19 protein-coding genes are annotated in these 19,988 nt (G+C 66.1%); 6 read left to right on the top strand and 13 right to left on the bottom strand.

The features are described from left to right. On the top strand, positions 1-1,032 hold a 1,032-nt coding region (locus ACI38Z_RS07230; protein WP_439789518.1), incomplete at its 5' end, for an SIS domain-containing protein. A gap of 114 nt (positions 1,033-1,146) precedes the next feature. On the opposite strand, the gene ACI38Z_RS07225 is transcribed toward ACI38Z_RS07230, so the two are convergent. From ACI38Z_RS07225 to agaB, 4 genes are all read right to left on the bottom strand, one after another. Beyond that, entirely contained in the window at positions 1,147-1,593 is a 447-nt protein-coding gene (locus ACI38Z_RS07225) for a hypothetical protein (RefSeq protein WP_439789517.1), read from the bottom strand. 105 nt (positions 1,594-1,698) lie between these two features. Then, positions 1,699-2,517 carry a PTS system mannose/fructose/sorbose family transporter subunit IID gene (locus ACI38Z_RS07220; RefSeq protein WP_439789516.1) on the bottom strand — a complete coding sequence of 273 codons (819 nt, stop codon included), beginning with the start codon at positions 2,515-2,517 and terminating at the stop codon, positions 1,699-1,701. Continuing rightward, entirely contained in the window at positions 2,507-3,295 is a 789-nt protein-coding gene (locus ACI38Z_RS07215; RefSeq protein ID WP_439789515.1) for a PTS mannose/fructose/sorbose/N-acetylgalactosamine transporter subunit IIC, read from the bottom strand. Before ACI38Z_RS07215 ends, ACI38Z_RS07220 begins: the two co-directional genes overlap by 11 nt. Before the next feature lie 122 nt (positions 3,296-3,417). Beyond that, the gene (gene agaB, locus ACI38Z_RS07210) at positions 3,418-3,903 is read right to left on the bottom strand and encodes a PTS galactosamine transporter subunit IIB (RefSeq protein WP_439789514.1); all 486 of its coding nucleotides are present in this window, start codon (positions 3,901-3,903) and stop codon (positions 3,418-3,420) included. Positions 3,904-4,255: 352 nt separating this feature from the next. Between agaB and thpR the strand changes: the two genes are divergently transcribed. Next, the gene (gene thpR, locus ACI38Z_RS07205; protein WP_439789513.1) at positions 4,256-4,975 is read left to right on the top strand and encodes an RNA 2',3'-cyclic phosphodiesterase; all 720 of its coding nucleotides are present in this window, start codon (positions 4,256-4,258) and stop codon (positions 4,973-4,975) included. On the opposite strand, the gene idi is transcribed toward thpR, so the two are convergent. The 3 genes from idi to feoB form a co-directional block, all read right to left on the bottom strand. Then, positions 4,972-5,568, bottom strand: a complete 597-nt coding sequence (gene idi, locus ACI38Z_RS07200) for an isopentenyl-diphosphate Delta-isomerase (RefSeq protein WP_439789512.1) — start codon at positions 5,566-5,568, stop codon at positions 4,972-4,974. The two genes, thpR and idi, sit on opposite strands and share 4 nt — an antisense overlap. Before the next feature lie 317 nt (positions 5,569-5,885). Further along, positions 5,886-6,149, bottom strand: coding sequence for an AbrB/MazE/SpoVT family DNA-binding domain-containing protein (locus ACI38Z_RS07195; RefSeq protein ID WP_439789511.1), 264 nt, complete (start codon positions 6,147-6,149; stop codon positions 5,886-5,888). 81 nt (positions 6,150-6,230) lie between these two features. Then, the gene (feoB, locus tag ACI38Z_RS07190; protein WP_439789510.1) at positions 6,231-8,624 is read right to left on the bottom strand and encodes a ferrous iron transport protein B; all 2,394 of its coding nucleotides are present in this window, start codon (positions 8,622-8,624) and stop codon (positions 6,231-6,233) included. A gap of 282 nt (positions 8,625-8,906) precedes the next feature. Here feoB and ACI38Z_RS07185 point away from each other — a divergent pair, with 282 nt between their 5' ends. Both ACI38Z_RS07185 and ACI38Z_RS07180 read left to right on the top strand, forming a co-directional pair. Further along, the gene (locus ACI38Z_RS07185; RefSeq protein WP_439789509.1) at positions 8,907-9,851 is read left to right on the top strand and encodes an L-lactate dehydrogenase; all 945 of its coding nucleotides are present in this window, start codon (positions 8,907-8,909) and stop codon (positions 9,849-9,851) included. Positions 9,852-9,986: 135 nt separating this feature from the next. Then, positions 9,987-11,486, top strand: a complete 1,500-nt coding sequence (locus ACI38Z_RS07180) for a L,D-transpeptidase family protein (protein ID WP_439789508.1) — start codon at positions 9,987-9,989, stop codon at positions 11,484-11,486. A gap of 25 nt (positions 11,487-11,511) precedes the next feature. On the opposite strand, the gene ACI38Z_RS07175 is transcribed toward ACI38Z_RS07180, so the two are convergent. The 6 genes from ACI38Z_RS07175 to ACI38Z_RS07150 all read right to left on the bottom strand — a co-directional run bounded on the left by ACI38Z_RS07175 (position 11,512) and on the right by ACI38Z_RS07150 (position 16,716). Continuing rightward, positions 11,512-11,937, bottom strand: a complete 426-nt coding sequence (locus ACI38Z_RS07175; RefSeq protein WP_439789507.1) for a hypothetical protein — start codon at positions 11,935-11,937, stop codon at positions 11,512-11,514. Then, a complete protein-coding gene (locus tag ACI38Z_RS07170; protein ID WP_439789506.1) occupies positions 11,934-13,244 on the bottom strand; it encodes a phenylacetate--CoA ligase family protein in 1,311 nt (436 codons plus the stop codon). The genes ACI38Z_RS07175 and ACI38Z_RS07170 overlap by 4 nt, the downstream gene beginning before the upstream one ends. A 177-nt stretch (positions 13,245-13,421) precedes the next feature. Then, on the bottom strand, positions 13,422-14,417 hold the full coding sequence (locus ACI38Z_RS07165; protein WP_439789505.1) for an inorganic phosphate transporter: 996 nt from the start codon (positions 14,415-14,417) through the stop codon (positions 13,422-13,424). After that, positions 14,410-15,033 carry a DUF47 domain-containing protein gene (locus tag ACI38Z_RS07160; protein WP_439789504.1) on the bottom strand — a complete coding sequence of 208 codons (624 nt, stop codon included), beginning with the start codon at positions 15,031-15,033 and terminating at the stop codon, positions 14,410-14,412. Before ACI38Z_RS07160 ends, ACI38Z_RS07165 begins: the two co-directional genes overlap by 8 nt. A 207-nt stretch (positions 15,034-15,240) precedes the next feature. Then, positions 15,241-16,257, bottom strand: a complete 1,017-nt coding sequence (locus ACI38Z_RS07155; protein WP_439789503.1) for a lysostaphin resistance A-like protein — start codon at positions 16,255-16,257, stop codon at positions 15,241-15,243. A gap of 9 nt (positions 16,258-16,266) precedes the next feature. Then, positions 16,267-16,716 carry a hypothetical protein gene (locus ACI38Z_RS07150; protein ID WP_439789502.1) on the bottom strand — a complete coding sequence of 150 codons (450 nt, stop codon included), beginning with the start codon at positions 16,714-16,716 and terminating at the stop codon, positions 16,267-16,269. A gap of 254 nt (positions 16,717-16,970) precedes the next feature. On the opposite strand from ACI38Z_RS07150, the gene ACI38Z_RS07145 reads away from it, so the two are divergent. Both ACI38Z_RS07145 and ACI38Z_RS07140 read left to right on the top strand, forming a co-directional pair. Continuing rightward, the gene (locus ACI38Z_RS07145; RefSeq protein WP_439789501.1) at positions 16,971-18,050 is read left to right on the top strand and encodes a 6-phosphofructokinase; all 1,080 of its coding nucleotides are present in this window, start codon (positions 16,971-16,973) and stop codon (positions 18,048-18,050) included. A gap of 336 nt (positions 18,051-18,386) precedes the next feature. Next, positions 18,387-19,943 carry an ATP-binding cassette domain-containing protein gene (locus ACI38Z_RS07140; RefSeq protein WP_439789500.1) on the top strand — a complete coding sequence of 519 codons (1,557 nt, stop codon included), beginning with the start codon at positions 18,387-18,389 and terminating at the stop codon, positions 19,941-19,943. Positions 19,944-19,988 lie beyond the last annotated feature (45 nt).

Here is a 19,988-nt window from a genome sequence, read left to right as displayed (position 1 = left end):
GGGCCGCTGGTGGACGAGTTCGCCCGCGGCAAGTACGACTCCGTGCTCGTGATCGCGTGCGGGTCGAGCGCCAACGCGAGCCGCTGCGCCGCGCCGTTCATGCGCAAGTGCCTGCAGGCCCCGGTCGTCGTCACCACGCCCGGCGCGTTCCTCACCTCGGACTTCCTCCCCGGCGCCAACACGCTGTGCTTCGTCATCTCGCAGTCCGGCTGCTCCACCAACTCGCTCGAGGCGCTCGACCGCCTGCGCGGGGCGGGCCGTCGCGCCATCGGCGTCACGGGCAACCTCGACTCCGACTTCCGCGACCACGCGGACCTCGTGGTCGACTACGGTGTGGGCACGGAGTACGTGGGCTACGTCACCAAGGGCGTGACGACGCTCGCCCTGTTCCTCATGCTCTTCTCGCTCGAGGCCGCCTACGACCTGGGCAGGCTTGACGACGCCGCGTACGGCCGCATCGTGGACGAGCTCGAGCTCGCGCCGGAGCGCCACAGGGCGGTCCAGGCCGCCACGGAGGAGTTCTACGCCGCGCACATCAAGGACATGCTCTCGATCCAGACCAACTACGTCATCGGCTTCGACCAGGCCTACGGCATCGCATGCGAGGGCGCGCTCAAGTTTGGCGAGACCATGAAGGTCCCCTCGTTCGCGCTCGAGGCCGAGGAGTTCAACCACGGCCCCAACCTGCAGCTCGACCCCACGCGCACGGTCTTCGTGGTGGACGACATGAACCGCGGCTCCCGTCGCGCCCACGAGCTCTACCGCGCCTGCAGCTGCATCACGGACCACACGTACCTCGTGACCTGCGGCGACGCCGACGCGCCGGCTGACCCCAACGCCTTCCGCGCCAACGTGGGCGCCATCGGCGAGCCTACGCTCTCCCCGCTCTACATGCTGCCGTTCTTCCAGGTCATCGCGCACCACGCCACCGACGCCCTCGGCCGCTGGGACGACTTCCCCCTCATGTCGGAGTACAAGAAGTGCGCCCCCAGCAAGACGGACCGCATCAAGGACGTCATGCCCCTGCTCTAGCCAGAGGCTCAGACAGGCGTAAGCACGTACGCGGACGAGAAGGACGAGGGGCCGCCGGTCGGAACGCATCCGGCCAGCGGCCCCTCTCGCGTGCGGCGACGTTGCGTGCGCGGCCTAGATGCCGTCCGAGAAGTCGTCGTCCTCCTCGGGCTCCGGCGCCGCGAGCTCGAACTGCACGACGGACGCCTGCATCGCGTCCTTGGCGAGCTTCGTGAGGTCGTCCAGGCCCGTCACCGCGTCGCGCTGCGTCACGCACTCGACGAGCCCGCCCAGGTTGACGCCCGCGACCACGCGCACGTCGCCCAGGGGCACGCACAGCGTGGCGGCCGTCTTGAAGGGCGTGCCGCCCACGAGGTCGCACAGGACGAGCACGCCGTCCACGTCCTCGCGCGAGCGGAGCCTCTCCAGCGCCGAGCTCATGTTCTTCTCAAGCTCCGCCGTGCCGGCAAGAGACGTGAAGTCGATTGCCTCGTACGCGACCTGCGGGCCGACGATGAGTTCGAGCGCGCTCGTGATGCCCGAGGCAAAGTTGCCGTGGCCCGTGACGATGATGCCTACCATAAGACCCTCCCAACGCGCCCGACGGGGCGCGAAAACGTGCGGGACCCCGCACCCCGCGTGCGAGGTCCCGCGACCATGGAACCTAATGCGTCTGCCGGACGTCCGCTACATCCAGTTGAGCAGCGACATCAGCAGGCCGAACACGATGACCCCGCCGATGACGGCGATGGTGTTGACGTGCTTCTTCTTGAACAGCCAGTAGATCAGGAACACGGTCGCCAGCGGAAGCACGTTGGGCAGCAGCTGGTTGAAGACCGACTGGACCGTAGTGGAGCCGACGCCAAAGACGAGCTTCTTCTGGAACTCGACCGTGACGTAGCTCGGGATCAACGCGCCGATGACCGTCGTGCCGAGGATGCCCGCGGCGCCGGTGAGGTACTTGGTCGCGGTGCCGACCTTCTCGACGGCCTTGGAGCCCAGGTTGTAGCCCAGGTGCGCGAACCAGATGCGCGAGAAGCCGACGACCAGGTAGATCGCAATAAAGACCAGCGGGCCGAGCACGGAGCCCGACTTTGCGAGCGAGCACGCGATGCCCGCCGTGATGGGCAGCACGGTGTACCAGAACAGGGAGTCGCCGATGCCGGCCATGGGGCCAAAGAGGCCGTTACGCACGCTGGAGATGAGCTTGCGGTCCGTGCCCTTCTCCTCCATGGCGAGGACCATACCCTGCAGCAGCGTCGCCATGTGCGGCTCGGTGTTCATGAACTCCATGTTGTAGGTCATGAACTCGCTGAGGTCCTCCTTGGAGTCCCCGTAGATCTTCTTGAAGCCCGGGATCATGTTCATGGTCCAGCCAGGCGCCTGCATGCGCTCGAAAGAGAACGCGATCTGCTCGGTGAGCGAGTTGATGCCGAGCTGGGTGATGTCCTTCTTGCTGAGCGTCTTGAGGGGCTCGCCCTTCTTGTTGGTGGGATTAGATGCCATCAGAGTCGCCTCCGTCGTCTATTGCAGCAGTACCGCACTCGTCAAAGCGCTTCTGGTAGCGGTAGTCGATCGCCGCGAGCGCCGCGCCGACGATAGCCACGGGCAGCACGTTGGGCATCTTGAGGAACGTCGCCATGATGAAGCCGATGAACAGGTACGGATAGGTCTCGGGCTTCAGCGTGCTGAGCAGCAGCATCGCGAGGCCGACCGCGGGAAGCACACCGCCGGCGATCTCGAGCCCGTGCGTGACCCACGTGGGGAACGAGTTGACGAACGCCTGGATGGGCGCCTGCAGCGCGTAGGTGCAGAGGAAGATGACGAAGCCGCAGAACACAGCCTCGAAGATCGTGACGCCCCAGATGAGGCCGTTGAAGTGCTTGACGTCAGCCTCTGCCGCGTACTTGTCGAGCTTGTGCGGCACGAAGGAGTAGACCGTCTTGAAGAGGATGCCGATTCCCTGGGCGAGAAGTGCGAAGGGGTACGAGAGCCCCAGCGCCGTCTCGGCGGACTTGCCCGTCGTAAACGCGAGGACGACGGTCATGATGCCGGCGAACAGCGGGTCGGGCGGCACCGTGCCGCCGACGTTGGTCATGCCCAGGTAGGCAAGCTCGGTCACGGCACCGCAGGTGACGCCGAGCTCGACGTTGCCAAGGATGATGCCCGTGAAGAACGAGGCGACCATTGGCCTGAACCAATAGAAGGCCTCGGTCTGCTGATCGAATTGGCATATGGCGCCAACTATGAACAGCAGAAGCCCTTGCACAAGTGTAAGTTGCATGCTTCCTCCCTATCCCCAGTCCCCCTCCCCCATGGGAGAAGGACCCCAATAAGCGACGAATGTCAGTGCGTGCTATGGAGTTTTATTAAAGGCTGGGGGCGCGTCCGTCCCCGCGCCGTTGCCTAGAGGCCCAGGTCCTCGACCTTGCGACCGGTCGGCATGAGCTGGATGTAGACCTTGGTGCCGTGGTCCTGGATGGCCTTGAGGTCCGCGAGGTCCTGGTCGTCCACGTAGACGTGCTGGTCGTGGAAGACGCGCTTGTCCCCGGAGGCGTGCATGTTGCCGATGTTGACCTCCTTGATGGGGACGCCGCCCTCGACGAGCTTGCGCATGTCCGCGGGCGTCTTGGCAACGATGAAGATGTGCTGGCGGGCGCTGGCCTTGCCAATGACGTTGATGGTCTTCTGGATGGTGAAGAACCTGATGCCTACGCCCGCGGCGTCCGCCGTGAGCTTCATGAGGGACTGCTGGACGGGGTCGGCAGCGGCATCGTCGTTCGCGACGACGATGAGGTTGCAGTTGGGTATGGAGCCCACCCAAGCGGCACCCACCTGACCGTGGACGAGCCGGTTGTCGATCCTCGCAAAGACGATGTCTGGCGTTGCCATCGTGTGTCGCCTACCTTCCGGCGCGGGGAACGGCCATCCTGCGGCGCACATCGCACCCGCGCTCTTTTCGCACTACCGAACCCATTACGTACCGAATAATAGCGGTTTCGGACAGATATGATTCGTTTTTCTCTGCTAGCGTTATATTGAATTTTTGAGGTTGCAAATTCGATTTCCAAGTGTTAAGCACAAGTTGCAATCAAAGTACCAGCTCTGTGTCCCAACTTGTATTTGGTATCGAATACCACCGACTCAAAATGTTGCATCATGGTATGTGAAACCACATACCAGTTGTTTGGCATACTTTTTATGAATGCCTGTAGTCGCTTTTGCATATGCATGGGAGATATCTATGAACGGTGGCGATGCACAGGGCGAGAAGGACGCAGCGGCCTTGGATGGCGCCCGCCCGACGCGCAGGCGGCTGTTTATTGCGGTGCTGCCGGACGACGCCGCACGGGCGGAGCTCCTGCGCGCGCAACGGGCGATTCTCCCCCACCTCGCGAAGGGCAAGCCCACCGCGGCCGCAAACCTCCACCTCACGCTCGCCTTCCTGGGCGAGCTCGACGCGGAGGGCGAGGCCAGCGCGCTCGCGGCCATGCACGACGCGGCTCGGAAGTTTGCGGACGGGGGCGGCGCGCCCTTCAGGATCTGGCTTGGGGACCTGGGCTGCTTTGGCAAGCGGCGCGGCGGCATCGTGTGGCAGGGCGTGGCCGGCGTGCCCGATGCAGAGCGTGAGGGACGTCGGCAGCTCCTGGGGCTGCAGGCTGACCTTGCCGCGGCGCTCGCCGCGCATGGCATCGCCCTGGAGGCAGGCGCCTACACGCCGCACCTCACGCTCGCACGCGGATGCCGCGTGCGTCCCGGGGAGGCCGCGGGCGACATGGACGACCTTCTCGCCCGCGTGAGCCTGGAGCTGGACGCTGGCCGCGGCACGGCGGGTCCGCAGGCGATGCCCGTGGAAGCGATCTCGCTCATGTGGAGCCACCACCCGGCGGGCGGTGAGCTCACATACACGGAGGTGGCGCGGGTGGAGCTGGGGCTGGCCGGCCAGCCCGATACGAAAGGCTAGCCGTTGGGCGCGATTGCGCACATGGCCATCGGCGCCGCCGTGAGGAACCAGCTCGCGTAGCGGGAGGGGCGCGCCTGCAGGTCCACGAGCAGCTCCTCCGCGTCGACCCACGCGACCGCCGCGACCTCCTCCGGGTCTGGCGCGAGGGTCCCGTCCTCGAGGGAACCCTCGAACTCCGCCACGAAGACGTGGTCGTACTCGTACTCCGTCAGGCCGTTCGCGAACCTGGTGCGATAGACGAAGGAACCGGCCTCGCGGTAACGGAGACCCTGGGCCGTCTTCGCGGGAACGCCAAGCTCCTGCGTGAGGCGGCGCGGCACGGCCTGCTCGAGGGACTCACCGACCCGCGGGTGCGAACAGACGGAGTTCGCCAAGAGGCCACCGGAGTGGTACTTGCCCTCCGCGCGGCGCTGGACGAGCAGCTCGATCGCGTCGTTGCGCTCACGGTACAGGAAGAGCGAGAACGCACGGTGCAGCCTGCCCTGCTGGTGGCACGCGAGCTTGCCAATGCTGCCCCGCGGCCGGTCGAGCAGGTCAACCAGGATCAGCTGGTCCTCCGTCTGTTGGGACAGCATGTCTGCCAGGCTCGCCACGGTCTTCTCCCCTCCATAACAAGTAAATGAAAGAAGCTATTGTCGTTTCCTCGTACGTCTGTGAAGCAACTTGTCATGATGGTCTACGTCCAGCAGGAGGATAAGACAATCGCCTTCAAACCTGAAGGCGATTCTAATGTCCATATTGACGCTGCACTCAAATTCATTTGACGCTTGGATGTGCTTCACCCTCAGGGATGGATGCCAAGGGTCGCTGGCAAGAATAACCATCTTACGCTCGACTAATGCCTGTTCCTGCCGTTCCAGCTTCGCGTACGCCTTCCTAAACGAGGGCGCGAGCACAAGCCCGTATGCCATCATCCCGCCCTATGCAGGCTTTCGATGGCGCTCTCCGCGTCATCGTACACGGGAAGCTCGCCGTGGGCCAGCTGAGCCTCGGCCTCACTGGCAAGACGCTCCAGGCGCTCCACCTCCCGTTTGGGACGGATGACCACTGGGACAAAGCGAATCTCACCGTCCTCGACGTAGACGTCGAACGTATCGCCAGACACGAGGCCCAACTCGTTGACCACCTTCTTGGGGATCGTGACCTGGCCCTTGTCCTTGAGCGTCGCGAGCATCCTGCCCTCCGTCGAAAGTCGGAATTTCCTACTTTCCGACATTCTAACATGGCGCAAGCCAGGATGCCACGTCTTTCTCCCCTACGCGAAGCCCAGGAGCAGGCCGATGGCGTGCACCAGGAAGGCGACCAGGTAGGCCACGACGCACTGGAACACGACGATGCCCAGCGCCCACTTGCCGCCCAGCTCGCGGCGGATGGCGGCGATGGCGGCCACGCACGGCGTGTAGAGCAGGCAGAAGACCAGCAGCGACACCACGGAGAGTGGCGTCAGCGCGGCGAGCAGCTGTGCCGTGGAGCCAAAGAGGACGGAGAGCGTGGCGACCACGATCTCCTTGGCCATGAAGCCCGCGATGAGGGCCGTCGCGATGCGCCAGTCGCCAAAGCCCAGGGGCGAGAAGATCGGGGCGAGCCAGGCGCCGATCGCCGCGAGCATGGAGTCGCCCTCGCTCTTGACGAGCGTGAGGGTGGGGCTGAAGCTCTGGAGGAACCATACGACGACGGCCGCCGCGAAGACCACGGTAAAGGCACGGCGCAGGAAGTCCTTGGTCTTCTCCCACATGAGCATGAGGACGGAGCGTGCACTGGGCAGGCGGTAGTTGGGCAGCTCCATCACGAAGGGCACGGCCTCGGCCTTGTCGATGGTCTTGTGCGTGATGAGCGCGATGAGCACGCCCACCGCGATGCCCAGCAGGTACAGGCAGAGCACCACGATGCCTCCCCTGCCCGGGAAGAAGGCGGCAGCAAAGTAGCCGTATATCGTGAGCTTGGTTGAGCAGCTCATGAACGGCGTGAGCGCGATGGTGAGCTTGCGGTCGCGCTCCGAGGGCAGCGTGCGCGCGGACATGACGGCGGGGACGGTGCAGCCAAAGCCCACGAGCATGGGTACGATGGAGCGGCCGGAGAGGCCGATCTTGCGCAGCAGCTTGTCCATGAAGAACGCGACGCGCGCCATGTAGCCCGTGTCCTCCAGCAGCGACAGGAAGAAGAACATGGTCACGATGATGGGCGCGATGGGGAGCACGGTGCCCACGGCGTTGAAGACGCCGCCGATGACCAGCGAGTGTATGACGGGGTTCACGCCCGCGGATGTGAGCGCCACGTCGGTCGCGTGCGTGAGCGCGTCCACGCCCGCCTGCACCAGGTTCTGCAGGAAGAGGCCGATCACGTTGAACGTGAGGAAGAACACGGCCGCCATGATGAGCACGAACATGGGGATGGCGGTCCAGCGGCCCGTGAGGACGCGGTCTATCCTCTGGCTGCGCTCGCGCTCGCGGGACTCGTGCGGCTTCACGACCGCGGCGGACACGATCTTCTCGATAAACGAGAAGCGCATGTCGGCCATGGCGGCGGCGCGGTCCAGACCGCGCTCCTCCTCCATCTGGCGCACGATGTGCTCCACGGCGTCGAGCTCGTTCTGCTCGAGCCCGAGGGACTCTATCACGTGGCTGTCGCCCTCGACCAGCTTGGACGCGGCAAAGCGTATGGGGATGTGCGCGCGCTGGGCGTGGTCCTCTATCAGGTGCATGATCGCGTGCAGGCAGCGGTGCACGGCTCCGCCGTGGTCCGTGGGGTCGCAGAAGTCCTGCCGGCCCGGGAGCTCCTGGTAGCGCGCCACGTGGATGGCGTGGCGCACGAGCTCGTCCACGCCCTCGCCCTTGACGGCGGAGATGGGCACGACGGGGATCCCCAGCATGTCCTCCATGAGGTTGACGTCGATGGTGCCGCCGTTGCCCTGGACCTCGTCCATCATGTTGAGCGCGAGCACCATGGGCTTGTCGAGCTCCATGAGCTGCATCGTTAGGTACAGGTTGCGCTCGATGTTGGTGGCGTCGACGATGTTGATGATGCCGTTGGGGTTCTCGTTCAGGATGTACTCGCGGCTGACGAGCTCCTCCGGGCTGTACGGCGAGAGCGAGTAGATGCCCGGCAGGTCCGTCACGTCCGTGTTCGGGTGGCCCTTGATGGCGCCGCTCTTGCGGTCAACGGTGACGCCCGGAAAGTTGCCCACATGCTGGTTGGCGCCCGTGAGCTGGTTGAAGAGCGTCGTCTTGCCGCAGTTCTGGTTGCCTGCGAGCGCAAAGCGCAACACCTCCCCCTCGGGGACCGGGTGCGAGTGGTCCCTCGTGCGGACGTCCACCTTGCTGGGCAGGCCGTCCTCGCCGAGGCCCGGGTGGCGCACGGGGTGCTTGGCGGCGCCCTGCCTTGGCCCGGACGGCGCGTGGCGCGGCTTGCACACGCCTATCTTTTTGGCATCGGCCACGCGGAGCGTGAGCTGGTAGCCGTGCACGCGGAACTCCATCGGGTCCCCCATGGGCGCGTACTTCTCCAACGTAATGTCAGCACCGGGAATCACGCCCATATCCAGGAAGTGCTGCCGCAGGGCGCCCTCCCCTCCCACGGTCGTGATGGTGACGGTCTGGCCGATCTCTATATCCGCGAGCGTCTGCTCATGCTGCGACGCGTCAGAAGTCATCTTCAACCTTCCTTTAGTAAACCTTGTCGTACTTATAATGCCCCAAAGGCGTCCGTTAGGGCTTGCGCCGGAAGAATTGGCCACAAGTGACAGAGTACGCCCATGCGCGATAGAGGCATCGCGTATGGCTAACGCGAATTCCGCACACGTCAACCCCACAACCGTGAGCTGCATGAATCTGACCGTAAACGGCCAATTTCTTATTTTCACCACCGTGGCATTCACAAAACCCCAAAATGGGACGGATGATATGCCCGTTCGAGGGAGAAAGCGAGAAGGACAATGGATTTCACGCGCAAGGTAGTCATCATCGGAGCCGGCAACGTCGGCAGCCACGTGGCACTCAACCTCATGGTGGGACAGTACGCCGAGGAGATCGTGTTCCTGGACATCAACGAGGCCGCCGCAAACGCCCAGGTCGAGGACCTTAAGGACATGCTCACGGCCACGCACCGCCACGTCAAGATCCGCGTGGGCACCTACGACGACTGCAAGGACGCGAGCTTCATCGTGATGACGGCGGGCCGCAGCAGGCGCCCCGGCGAGTCGCGCCTCCAGATGCTCCAGAGCACGTTCAAGATCCTGGGCGGCATCGTGGACCCCATCGCCAAGTCCGGCTTCAGCGGCTTCCTCATCTGCGTTTCCAACCCTGCGGACGTCGTGGCGGAGTACTTCTACCGCAACCTCGACCTGCCGCGCACGCACGTCTTCAGCACGGGCACGTCGCTCGACACCGTCCGCCTGCGCCGCCACATCGCGAGCATCGTGGACGTGGACCGCGACCAGGTGGACGCCTTCGTGATGGGCGAGCACGGCGACTCGTCGTTCATCCCGCGCACGCACGTCACCATCGGCGGCATCTCGCTCGACGAGTACCAGCGCAGCCACCCCGAACTCCAGAGCAAGCTCGATCACGCGTACCTCACGGAGAAGGTCCACAAGGCGGGCGGCACCATCGTGGCGGGCAAGGGTTCCACGGAGTTTGGCATCGGCGCGGTCGTGGCCATGCTCATCGCGTCCATCCTCCACAACGAGCGCCTCGTCACCCCGCTCTCCGTCCACCTGGAGGGCGAGTACGGCGAGGAGGGCGTCTCCGTCGGCGTCCCCTGCATCCTCGGCCGCAACGGCATCAAGGAGATCCTGACCCTCGAGCTTTCGGAGGAGGAGAAGAAGGCGATGCGTTCCTCCTGCAAGGTCCTTCGGGACGCCCTCGCCTCCATCTCGTAGGCATCGCACCACACCAGCGGCAACCGCCATGCCTGGCGCCCGCGTCCCGCACGGAGCCTAACCTTTACCTTGCCTTCAGCTACAATCTCTCGATACGCAGCACGCGCAGGGCACAGGGGCGAAGGGAGCCCGGACGTGACGGAGCACAGAGACGAAAACGCCGGCGGCAAGGCAGCCGCGGGGAGCACCGCTCCCAGGCACGCAAGCCACATGGCGCCGTCCGCTAACGCGACGGACGCCAGCCCAAAACGCGACGCCAAGGCCCACCCGCACCGCGGCAGGCGCGTCGCCATCGCCGCAGGCGCCGTGGCCCTCGCGCTCGCGTGCGCGGAGGTCGCCGGCGCCCAGTACTACACGAGACACTTCGTCCCCGGGACCACCGTCAACGGCTCGGACGTGTCCAACCTCACGGAGTCCCAGCTCGCGTCACGTGTCCGCAAGAATTCCAGCGCCTGGTCAACGCACGTGACCGGCCAGGGGCTCGACCTCACGCTCACGGCGGCGGACGTCGACCTCGACGTGAGCCCCGCCGCCTACGCCCGCAAGGCCAAGGCCCAGACGGACCCCGCCCGCTGGGCGCTCGACCTCGCCTCGCCCAGGCACCTCGAGGTCGCCACGACGGTCTCGTACGACGCAGACAGGCTCGCAGCCAAGGTAAAGGAAGCCGTGGACGCCCACAACCAGACGGCAACGCCCCCGCAGAACGCGACCGTCGCCTACGACAAGGACGCCGGCAAGTTCGTGGTGAAGAAGGAGTCCGTCGGCACGGCGCTCGACGCCACGGCCGTCGCCAAGGCGGTCGAGAAGAGCGCCTCAACCCTGCGCACCTCCACCACGATCGGAAGCGCCGCGCTGTCGCAGCCAACGCTCCCCAGCACCAGCAAGGCCGTGACCGACGCCGCGGCCAGGGCAAACGCGCTGGTGGGACATGCCATCCCGCTCACGCATGACGGCAAGGCGCTCGCCACCGTGGAGCCCGCGACTTCAGCGGGCTGGGTCAGGGTCGCGGACGACCTCTCCGTCACGGTCGACCAGGACGCCATCGCCACGTGGGCAAAGGACGCGCTCGCCAAGAGGGTCGCCAAGTCGGACGAGGAGCACGACTACGCCATCGACTCCGCCGGGCTCGCAAAGACTATCGCAAGCAGGCTCGAGGCGGGCAGCGACGACGCCGTGGAGGTGCCGCTCAGCGTCGTGGGCACTCGCCCTCCCGAGTCCGCTGGGCACGAGGACCGCGGCCGCCACATCGACGTGAACCTCAAGACGCAGTACGCGCGCATGTACGACTCCGACGGCAGCGTGATCTGGCGCTCGTACATCGTGAGCGGCAACACGAGCGAGGGCAACGGCACGCCCACCGGCACGTTCAAGATAAACGCCAAGCGCACGGACGAGAAGCTCGTGGGCGCGGACGAGGACCACGACGGCGAGCCGGACTACATCAGCCACGTCAACTACTGGATGCCGTTCATCGGCAACTCCGTGGGTCTGCACGACGCGAGCTGGCGTGGCAGCTTCGGCGGCAGCATCTACGCGTACGCCGGCAGCCACGGCTGCGTCAACCTGCCGCCGGCGCGCGCCGCGGAGCTCTACAAGCTCGTGCGCGTGGGCGACACGGTCTACGTGCACAACTAGCGGCGCCGGCACGCCGCCCTTCTCGCTAGAGGTCGGCTGCCGTCAGCACCCTGAAGCCGGACTCCTCCAGCTTGAACACGGCCTTGGAGGCCTCGGACGGGATGCGAATCTTGAGGATGTCGATCGCGCGGTCGCCCGCGGTACTGAAGCAGTAGCCGTACTCCACGGGGATGTCCAGGTCGTCCAGCACGCCAAGGAGGTCCGCCAGGCCGCCGGGCTTGTTGGGGACCTCGATCGCGGCCACCTTCGTGACCATGGCGCGGTAGCCCTTCTCGTCCAGGTAGTCGCGGGCGCGCTCGGGCTCGTCGCAGATGATGCGCACCACGCCGTATTCGGGCGTGTCCGCGATTGTGAGGGCCTTCATGTCGATGCCGGCGTCCGCGATGGCGCGGCAGAGCTTGGCGAGCCGGCCCTCGGAGTTCTCCAGGAAGACGGTGAGCTGATCGATCATTGCAGGTTCTCCCCCCTGAGGTCGACGATGCGCTTGGCCTTGCCCTCGGAGCGCTGGATGGACATGGGCTCCACCAGGCGCACGCGGATGCCCACGCTGAGCGCGGTCTTGAGCGCGGCCTGGATGCGACGCTGCAGCTCCTCGATGGCGCCCGTGGAGTCGATGTCGAAGTCCGGGTTGGCCTCCACCTTGAGCGTGGCGACGTCCAGGTAGTTCTTGGTGGTGAGCTCGATCTGGTACCACGAGGATACCTCCGCGAACGTCTTCATCACGTTCTCTATCTGGCTGGGGAACACGTTGACGCCGCGGATGATCAGCATGTCGTCCGTGCGGCCCTGCAGGCGGTCGATGCGCCGGTGCGTGCAGCCGCAGGGGCACTCGCCAGGCAGGATGCGCGTGATGTCGCGCGTGCGGTAGCGCACCACGGGGCTGGCCTGGCGGTCGAGCGTGGTCACCACCAGCTCGCCCCACTCGCCGTCGGGCAGGACCTCGCCCGTGGCGGGGTCGATCACCTCGCACAGGAAGTGGTCCTCCGCGATGTGCAGGCCGTTCTGCTCCAGGCACTCCACCGCGAGGCCGGGGCCGCCCGTCTCCGTGAGGCCGTAGATGTCGAGCACCTTGTAGTTGAGCTTGCGCTCCAGCTCGCGGCGGAAGTTGTCGCTGAAGGCCTCGGCGCCATGGATGCCCACCTTGAGGTGGAAGTCCCTCGCGGGGTCGACCCCCATGGCCAGCGCCGTGTCCGCGATGTGCATGGCGTAGCTGGGCGTGCACTCGAGCACGGTGGAGCCCATCTCGCGCAGCACGCGGATCTGGCGCTCCGTGTTGCCGGCGCTTATGGGGATGACGGTCGCGCCGGACTGGAGCGAGCCGTAGTGCGCGCCCAGGCCGCCCGTGAAGAGGCCATAGCCGTAGCAGATCTGGCACACGTCCTCGGGACCGGCGCCCGCGAACTCGAAGGCGCGCTCGAAGCACTCCGACCACGACTTGAGGTCGGGCTCCGTGTACGCGGCCACCGTGGCCACGCCCGTGGTGCCCGACGACATGTGGACCTCGCGCACGTCCTTGCGGTCCACGCCCACCAGGCCGTAGGGGTAGTTGTCGCGCAGGTCCTGCTTGGTCACAAAGGGCGCGCGGCGCAGGTCGTCCAGGCTCGTGATGGAGTACGGGTCGAACCCGGCCTCGTCAAAGCTCCTGTGGTAGAACGGGATATCCTCGTAGCAATGGACCGCGGTCTTGCGAAGCCCCTCCAGCTGGACCTGCTCGATCCTCTCGCGCGGCATGGTCAGAACGTCTGCCTGTCTGCTCATCAGCAACCCTTCCAGATCGCATGCGTCTATATAAGAACAACAAGTAGATAAGCATGTTACGCAATGCCCGTTACCGTGCGGTTTCAGGCGGCGTGCGGCACAAAAATGCCCGCGGGCACACGGCCCACGGGCGAGAAGAGCGTTCGCTCCTGCTAGAAAGCGGATGCCAACCGCATGCTACCCCAGCACGAGGCCGATGAGCGCCGCACAGCACCCGCCGAGCACGATGGTGACGGGAAGCGTCACGAACCAGGCGCTCATGATTTTGCGGGCCACGCCCCAGCGCACGGAGCTGCGACGGCGCGCGGAGCCGGCGCCCATGATGGACGTGGTGATGACCTGCGTGGTCGATACGGGCGCGCCCAGGGCGGTCATGGTCTCGATCGCGATGGCGGAGGAGGTCTCGGCCACGAAGCCGATGACCGGGTTCAGCTTGGTCACGCCGTCGCCCACGGTGCGCATGATGCGGCCGCCGCCGATGGAGGTGCCCAGCGCCATGGTGCAGGCGCACATGATCTTGACCCAAATGGGGATGCCGGCGGCGGGGTCGGCCAGGCCAGCCGTCACCAGGGCCAGCGTGATGATGCCCATGGTCTTCTGGGCGTCGTTGTTGCCGTGGCTGTACGCCATGAACGCCGCGGAGAGGATCTGCATGCGGTGGAACAGCCAGTTGGCCTTCATGGGGTGCCAGTTGGCGAAGAGCTCGAACACGAGCTTCATGAACAGGTAGCCCAGCGCCATGCCGATGAGCGGTGACGTGAAGAGCGGGATCACGACCTTGTCGAGCACGCCCTCCCACTTGATGTGCGCCGTGGAGCGCGTGAAGACGATGGTCGCCCCGATGAGGCTCCCGATGAGCGCGTGCGAGGACGAGCTGGGGATGGAGCGCCACCAGGTGAAGAGGTCCCACAGGATGGCGCCCACGAGCGCCGCGAGGATCACGTAGAGCTGGAGGTTGATGTTCACGATGCCCGCGGCGATGGTCATGGCGACCTTCTCGCTCGTGAACGCGCCGATGAAGTTCATCGTGGCGGACATGAGGATGGCCACGCGCAGCGGCAGCGCCTTGGTGTAGACCGTGGTCGCGATGGCGTTGGCGGTGTCGTGGAAGCCGTTGATGAACTCGAACACCAGGGCGGCCGCCAGCACGCAGATCAGGAGCGCGCTAACCATTTTTCACGATGACATTCTGGATTTCGTTGGCCACGTTCTTGCACGCGTCCAACGTGTTCTCCAACTTGTCCAGCAGGCTCTTCCACTTGAGGATGTCCACCGTGTGGAGGTCGGAGCGGAAGATGGTGGCCAGGCCGTCGCGGTAGACCACGTCCCCCCTGTCCTCGGCGTCGTTGGCGGCCTTGGTCTCCTTCAGGAGCGACTCGTCCTTCTTGAAGTCCGGGAACTTCGCGAAGGCGTGGTCCAGGTCGAGCGTCGCCTCCAGGATGAGCTTGGCCATCTCGATGGCCTCGGGGCGCATGTGGTCGATGTCGTACAGCTTGAAGCGCGCGGACACGTTCTCGAGCCCGTCCAGAATGTCGTCCATCTTGAGGGCGAGCGCGCTGATGTCCTCGCGGTCGAACGGCGTGATGAACGAGTTGTTGAGCGTGGTCATGATCTTGCTGACCTGCTCGTCACCCCTCGTCTCGTACTCCTTTAGCTCGGGGATGCGGTACGACAGCTTGTCATAGTTCTGCACGATGTCCAGGAAGAGCTCGGCGGCCTCGGAGGTCATCTTGCTGAACTCCTGGAACATGAGGAAGAACGCGTCTTCCTTGCGCGACACACGACTCATCTATGGGTAGCCTTTCACGACGCCACGCAGTCCTGCAAGCCTCGCACCTGCGGGCGAAACCAAATTGCAAGCGCAATGTTAGCAGAACGTAACGCCATACAACTGCAGCTAAGCTAAAACTCCCATTACATTAGGCGCGCCATAGGCGCATGTGGGCGAGAAGAACGCGGGCCCACCGCCGTACCAGGCCCTTGGGCCGCAGCTGCGCTACAGGCTGCCCCACGGGTTGTCAGGCGCTTGACCTGTGGATTCGTCAGGTTCCAGCCACGCGGCGTGGCTCGGGCCACCCGTGGTCGCAGCCCCGTCCAGACCCGCCGGCACGGGCGGCTCGCCGCCGGTGTCGTCGTCCTTCTCCCTCACGAAACCGCCACGTTGTGGCATGGGGAGCCGCCTCGCCTGCCTGATGGCGCGCGCGAGCGAGGGCAGGTACAGCACGATGAGCGTCGCGTACATGACGATGGAGTAGATCGCGTCCTCGCGTCCGGAGGACACGTAGTTGGTGCTGAGCGCCTCGCCAAAGAGCGCGTACGGCACCACCATCACGGTGAAGTCGTCCAGCGCGTGGAACAGGATCGCGCCCGTGAGGTTCTGGCTCTTCAGCACCGCCACGGAGAGCACCGCGCCGTACACGCCGGTCTGTCCCACCTTGAGCACGGCCTGCGCCACCTGGAGCGCGCCGTGGTAGTCGAGTGTGGTCCAGTCGATGTGGAGGCAGCCAAAGAAGACGGCCGAAATCGTGATGGCCACGGCCATGCCGCGGCGGCTGCCGCCCAGGCGCGAGAGCAGGCCCATCTGCACCACGCCGCGCACGCAGCACTCCTCGTACACGCCGATGGCGAGGCAGAACACCACGTAGTAGAGGGTCATGGGCAGCCAGTTGGAAGAGAGGTGCGTTCCGTCCTGCACGTAGCCCACCAGCTGCAGCATCGTGAGGGCCACGCTCGTGAAGATGATGGGCCAGCCCAGGTGCCACGCCTCGCGAAACGCCGCCGCAGACGGCCTGAGGTAGCGCCGCGCGCCCAGCACGCACACGCCCACCGCCATGAACACGGCCACGGCGACCTCGATGGAGAGGGTCCAGTCGAGCTTGAGGAGCTCTATCGGCACCGCGACCAGGATCTCGAACGCGACGCCCAGCACCAGCCAGCCGATGGCCGCCAGCAGCCTGCCGCGCGTTCCTCTCCCCCGCCGTCGCGTTTCTGGCCTCGCCTCGAGCTCATCCATGGGCACCCCCTACCGCGCGCCGCGCGGTCTGGAGCCGGCGCCAGAGCTTGCGTCTTCCTGCCCCAGCTCCGCCAGGATGGCCGTCACGCGCGAGATGGCCGTGTTGACCTGGCTGCGGGCGTCCTCGATGTGCGACTGGACAAAGAGGTCCGAAATGGAGTTGTCGAGAAGGACGTCGAACGCCTCCAGCACGCCGTCGCGCTCCAGGCGCACGCCCGTGAGTCCGGAGACGTCCCTCAGCGCGTACGCGAAGGCCCGGAGGTCCGTCTGGGCGCGCTCGATCGCGTCCGACGCATCGTCCATGCGCGAGTGCTTGACGAGGCTCGTGACGAGCCCACCACCCAGGATGTCCACAAAGCCCCAGTTGCGGGCGCTGTCGAGGGCCTTTTGCGCCTCTCGGAGGCTCGCGAGGGCACGCTGCCCCGCCTCCCGTGCCGTCTGCACGTCCCTTGCTTCCATGGGGCAACCTCCCGGCATGTGCGCCCGCGGGCGGTGCGCCCGGCAGGCAAATGTAACCGACAGTTACAACCTACCCAACGGGGGCGAATGGCAGACAGTGCAAGGTTTCCATAATGAACCGATTCCCAAGGTTACGCAGCAAACGAAAACGCGCAATAATCCTTACAGAAGAGGACCCGCGGCAACGCCAGGTCGCGGGGTGCCATGCAGAGGGTCGCGGCCGCCGTTACGGGCGCGACAGGTAAGGGGGATCCATGCTCAGGATCGGACTGCTCACCAGCGGCGGGGACTGCCAGGCGCTCAACGCCACCATGCGCGCCATCGTCAAGACCGTATACAACAACACCAAGGAGGGTGTCGAGATCTACGGCTTCGAGGACGGCTACCAGGGACTCATCTACAAGCGCTACCGCATGATGAACTGGAAGGACTTCAGCGGCGTCCTCACGCTGGGCGGCACCATCCTGGGCACCAGCCGCACGCCGTTCAAGCGCATCGACATCCCCGAGGCGGACGGCGTCCAGAAGGTCCCCGCCATGAAGAAGACCTACAAGTCGCTCAAGCTGGACTGCCTCTTCGTTCTGGGCGGCAACGGCTCCATCAAGACGGCCAACCGCCTTGCGCAGGAGGGCCTCAACATCATCTGCCTGCCCAAGACCATCGACAACGACACCTACGGCACGGACATCACGTTTGGCTTCACGAGCGCCATCGACGTCGCCACGCGCTGCATCGACGACATCCACACCACCGCGAGCTCGCACGGCCGCGTCTTCGTGATCGAGATCATGGGCCACAAGGTCGGCTGGATCCCGCTGTACGCCGGCGTCGCGGGCGGCGCGGACGTCATCCTCATCCCCGAGATCCCCTACGAGATGGACAACGTGGTCAAGGCCATCGAGAAGCGCGAGAAGAACGGCGGCAGGTTCTCGATCATCGTGTGCGCGGAGGGGGCCATCTCCAAGGAGGAGGCCGCCATGCCCAAGAAGGACTACAAGGCCAAGGTCGCGAAGCGCGTGAAGCCCTCCGTCGCCTACGACATCGCGGAGGAGGTCGCCGCCCGCACGGGCAAGGAGGTCCGCGTGGCGGTGCCGGGCCACACGCAGCGCGGCGGCCAGCCGGACGCGCAGGACAGGATCTACGCCACGCAGTGCGGCGTCGAGGCGGCACGCGGCTTCCTCAAGGGCGAGTACGGCTACATGATCGCCAAGGTCGCCGGCAAGATGTGCCGCGTTCCCCTGGAGCAGATCGCAGGCAAGCTCAAGTACGTCGACCCCAAGAGCGACCTCGTGCGCGAGGCCAGGATGCTGGGCATCAGCTTCGGCGACGAGTAGACGCCAGCGGCGCAGACCGCAAGACGTTGGGCGAGAAGAGCAAGACGGCGGGACCCGGGAGCAAAGCGCTGCTCCCGGGCCTTGTTCTTCTCGCTCGCCCTCTTTTGTTGTTCAGTGTTGCGTGCGTGGGAGACGGCGTGATAGAGTGTGCGTCTGTGAGTTGGGTCGGCCTTTGGCAAGCCGGCCGAGAGATGGGAGAGGACCTTGCGCAAGTAGGACGCGCCCCATTGGGGCACAGCGCGCGTTGGCGCGAAACTGCCCATTGCCCGGCACCTTCATGTCGATTGCCGGCGCCGTTGGCGCCCCGGCCGCCGGGCTGCGTCCGAGAGGTCCCTCATGCAACTCAACCTTACCAACATTCACCACACCTATGCCGGCAGCGCACGAGAGGTGCTGCACGGCGTGACGCTCGCCCTTCCCCAGGGGTGGACCGGCGTCGTTGGCGACAACGGCTGCGGCAAGTCCACGCTCGCGAGGATCGCGGCGGGACTCATGGCGCCTACCTCGGGGAGCGTGGGGCCGTCCGGCCTTGTTGGAGGCTACTGCGAGCAGGACTCGTCAGTCGCGCCCGCGGGGCTGGAGGACTTTGCCTGCGCGTGGGACCGCGAGGCCGTGCGCCTGCGCGAAGAGCTGGGCATCGGGGACGACTGGCCCTGGCGCTACGCGGAGCTCTCGTGCGGGCAGCAGAAGCGCCTGCAGGTGGCCGTGGCGCTGTGGCTGCGGCCGGACGTGCTCGTGATGGACGAGCCGACCAACCACGTGGACGCACCAACGCGCGGGCGGATCCTCGCGGCGCTGCGCGGATTCGGCGGCGTGGGGCTGTTGGTCTCGCACGACCGCGAGCTGCTGGACGCGCTGGTCACGCAGTGCGCCTGCTTTGAGGGAGGCGAGGTGCGCCTGCGCCCCGGCAACTACACGGAGGCGTCCGCCCAGGCGGCGCGCGAGGCCGCGACCGCCGCGTCGCTCCACGAGAGCGCCCGCCGCGAGGAGCGCCGCCTTGCCCAGGAGCGCCAGCGCCGCGTGGAGGAGGCTTCGCGCTCCAAGTCCCTGCGGAGCCGCCGCGGGCTCGCGCCCGGCGACCACGACGCCCGCGAGCGCATAGGCCGCGCCATCGTCTCCGGCAAGGACGGGCACGCCACGCACCTGACCAAGACGCTGGACGCGCGCATAGGCTCCGCGGCGGCGCAGGCGGCCGCCGCGACGGTGGAGAAGAGCTACGACGGGGACGTGCCCGTGTTTGGGGAGCGCTCGCGCCGCAGCGTGCTGGTGAGCGTGCCCGAGGGGCTGGTGCCGTTTGACGGCAGTGTGGTTTCTGGCATCGCCGCTGGTACGGGTACTGACGGCGTGCCGGGCGTGCGCGTGCCCGAGCTCTTTGTGGGCTCCGGCGACCACATCGGCCTGGTGGGGCCCAACGGCACGGGCAAGTCCACGCTCGTGCGCGAGCTGGTACGCCGCGTGCCGGGCGACGTGCCCATGGTGTACGTGCCGCAGGAGCTCTCCCCCGCCGCGGCGCGGGACGCCATGCGCCGGCTGCGCGAGCTCTCGCCGGGCGAGAAGGGCAAGGTCCTTTCCGTCGTGGCGCAGCTGAACTCGGAACCGGAGGCACTCCTGGCCACGGACATGCCCAGCCCGGGCGAGCTCCGCAAGCTCGTGCTGGCGCTGGCGTCGCTCCGCTCGCCGCAGCTCCTCGTGATGGACGAGCCGGGCAACCACCTCGACCTGCACTCCGTCCAGGCGCTCGAGCGGCTGCTCGCGGGCTTCCCCGGCGCGGTGGTGCTCGTCTCGCACGACGCGCGGATGGTCGCGGCCGCCTGCAGCCGCGTGTGGGAGCTGGTGCCGGCCGACGGTGCAGGCGACGGCGGGCCCGCAGGCTCCGTGCTCCGCGAGCGCTAGCGGCCGGCGAGCGTGCGTTCGGCTATCATGGTGCGTGGTTTGGAA

This window comes from Parafannyhessea sp. (assembly GCF_051876455.1).
GTDB lineage: Bacteria > Actinomycetota > Coriobacteriia > Coriobacteriales > Atopobiaceae > Parafannyhessea.
The sequence above is the reverse complement of the archived record's forward strand: the minus strand, read 5'-3'. Positions and strand labels throughout refer to the sequence as shown.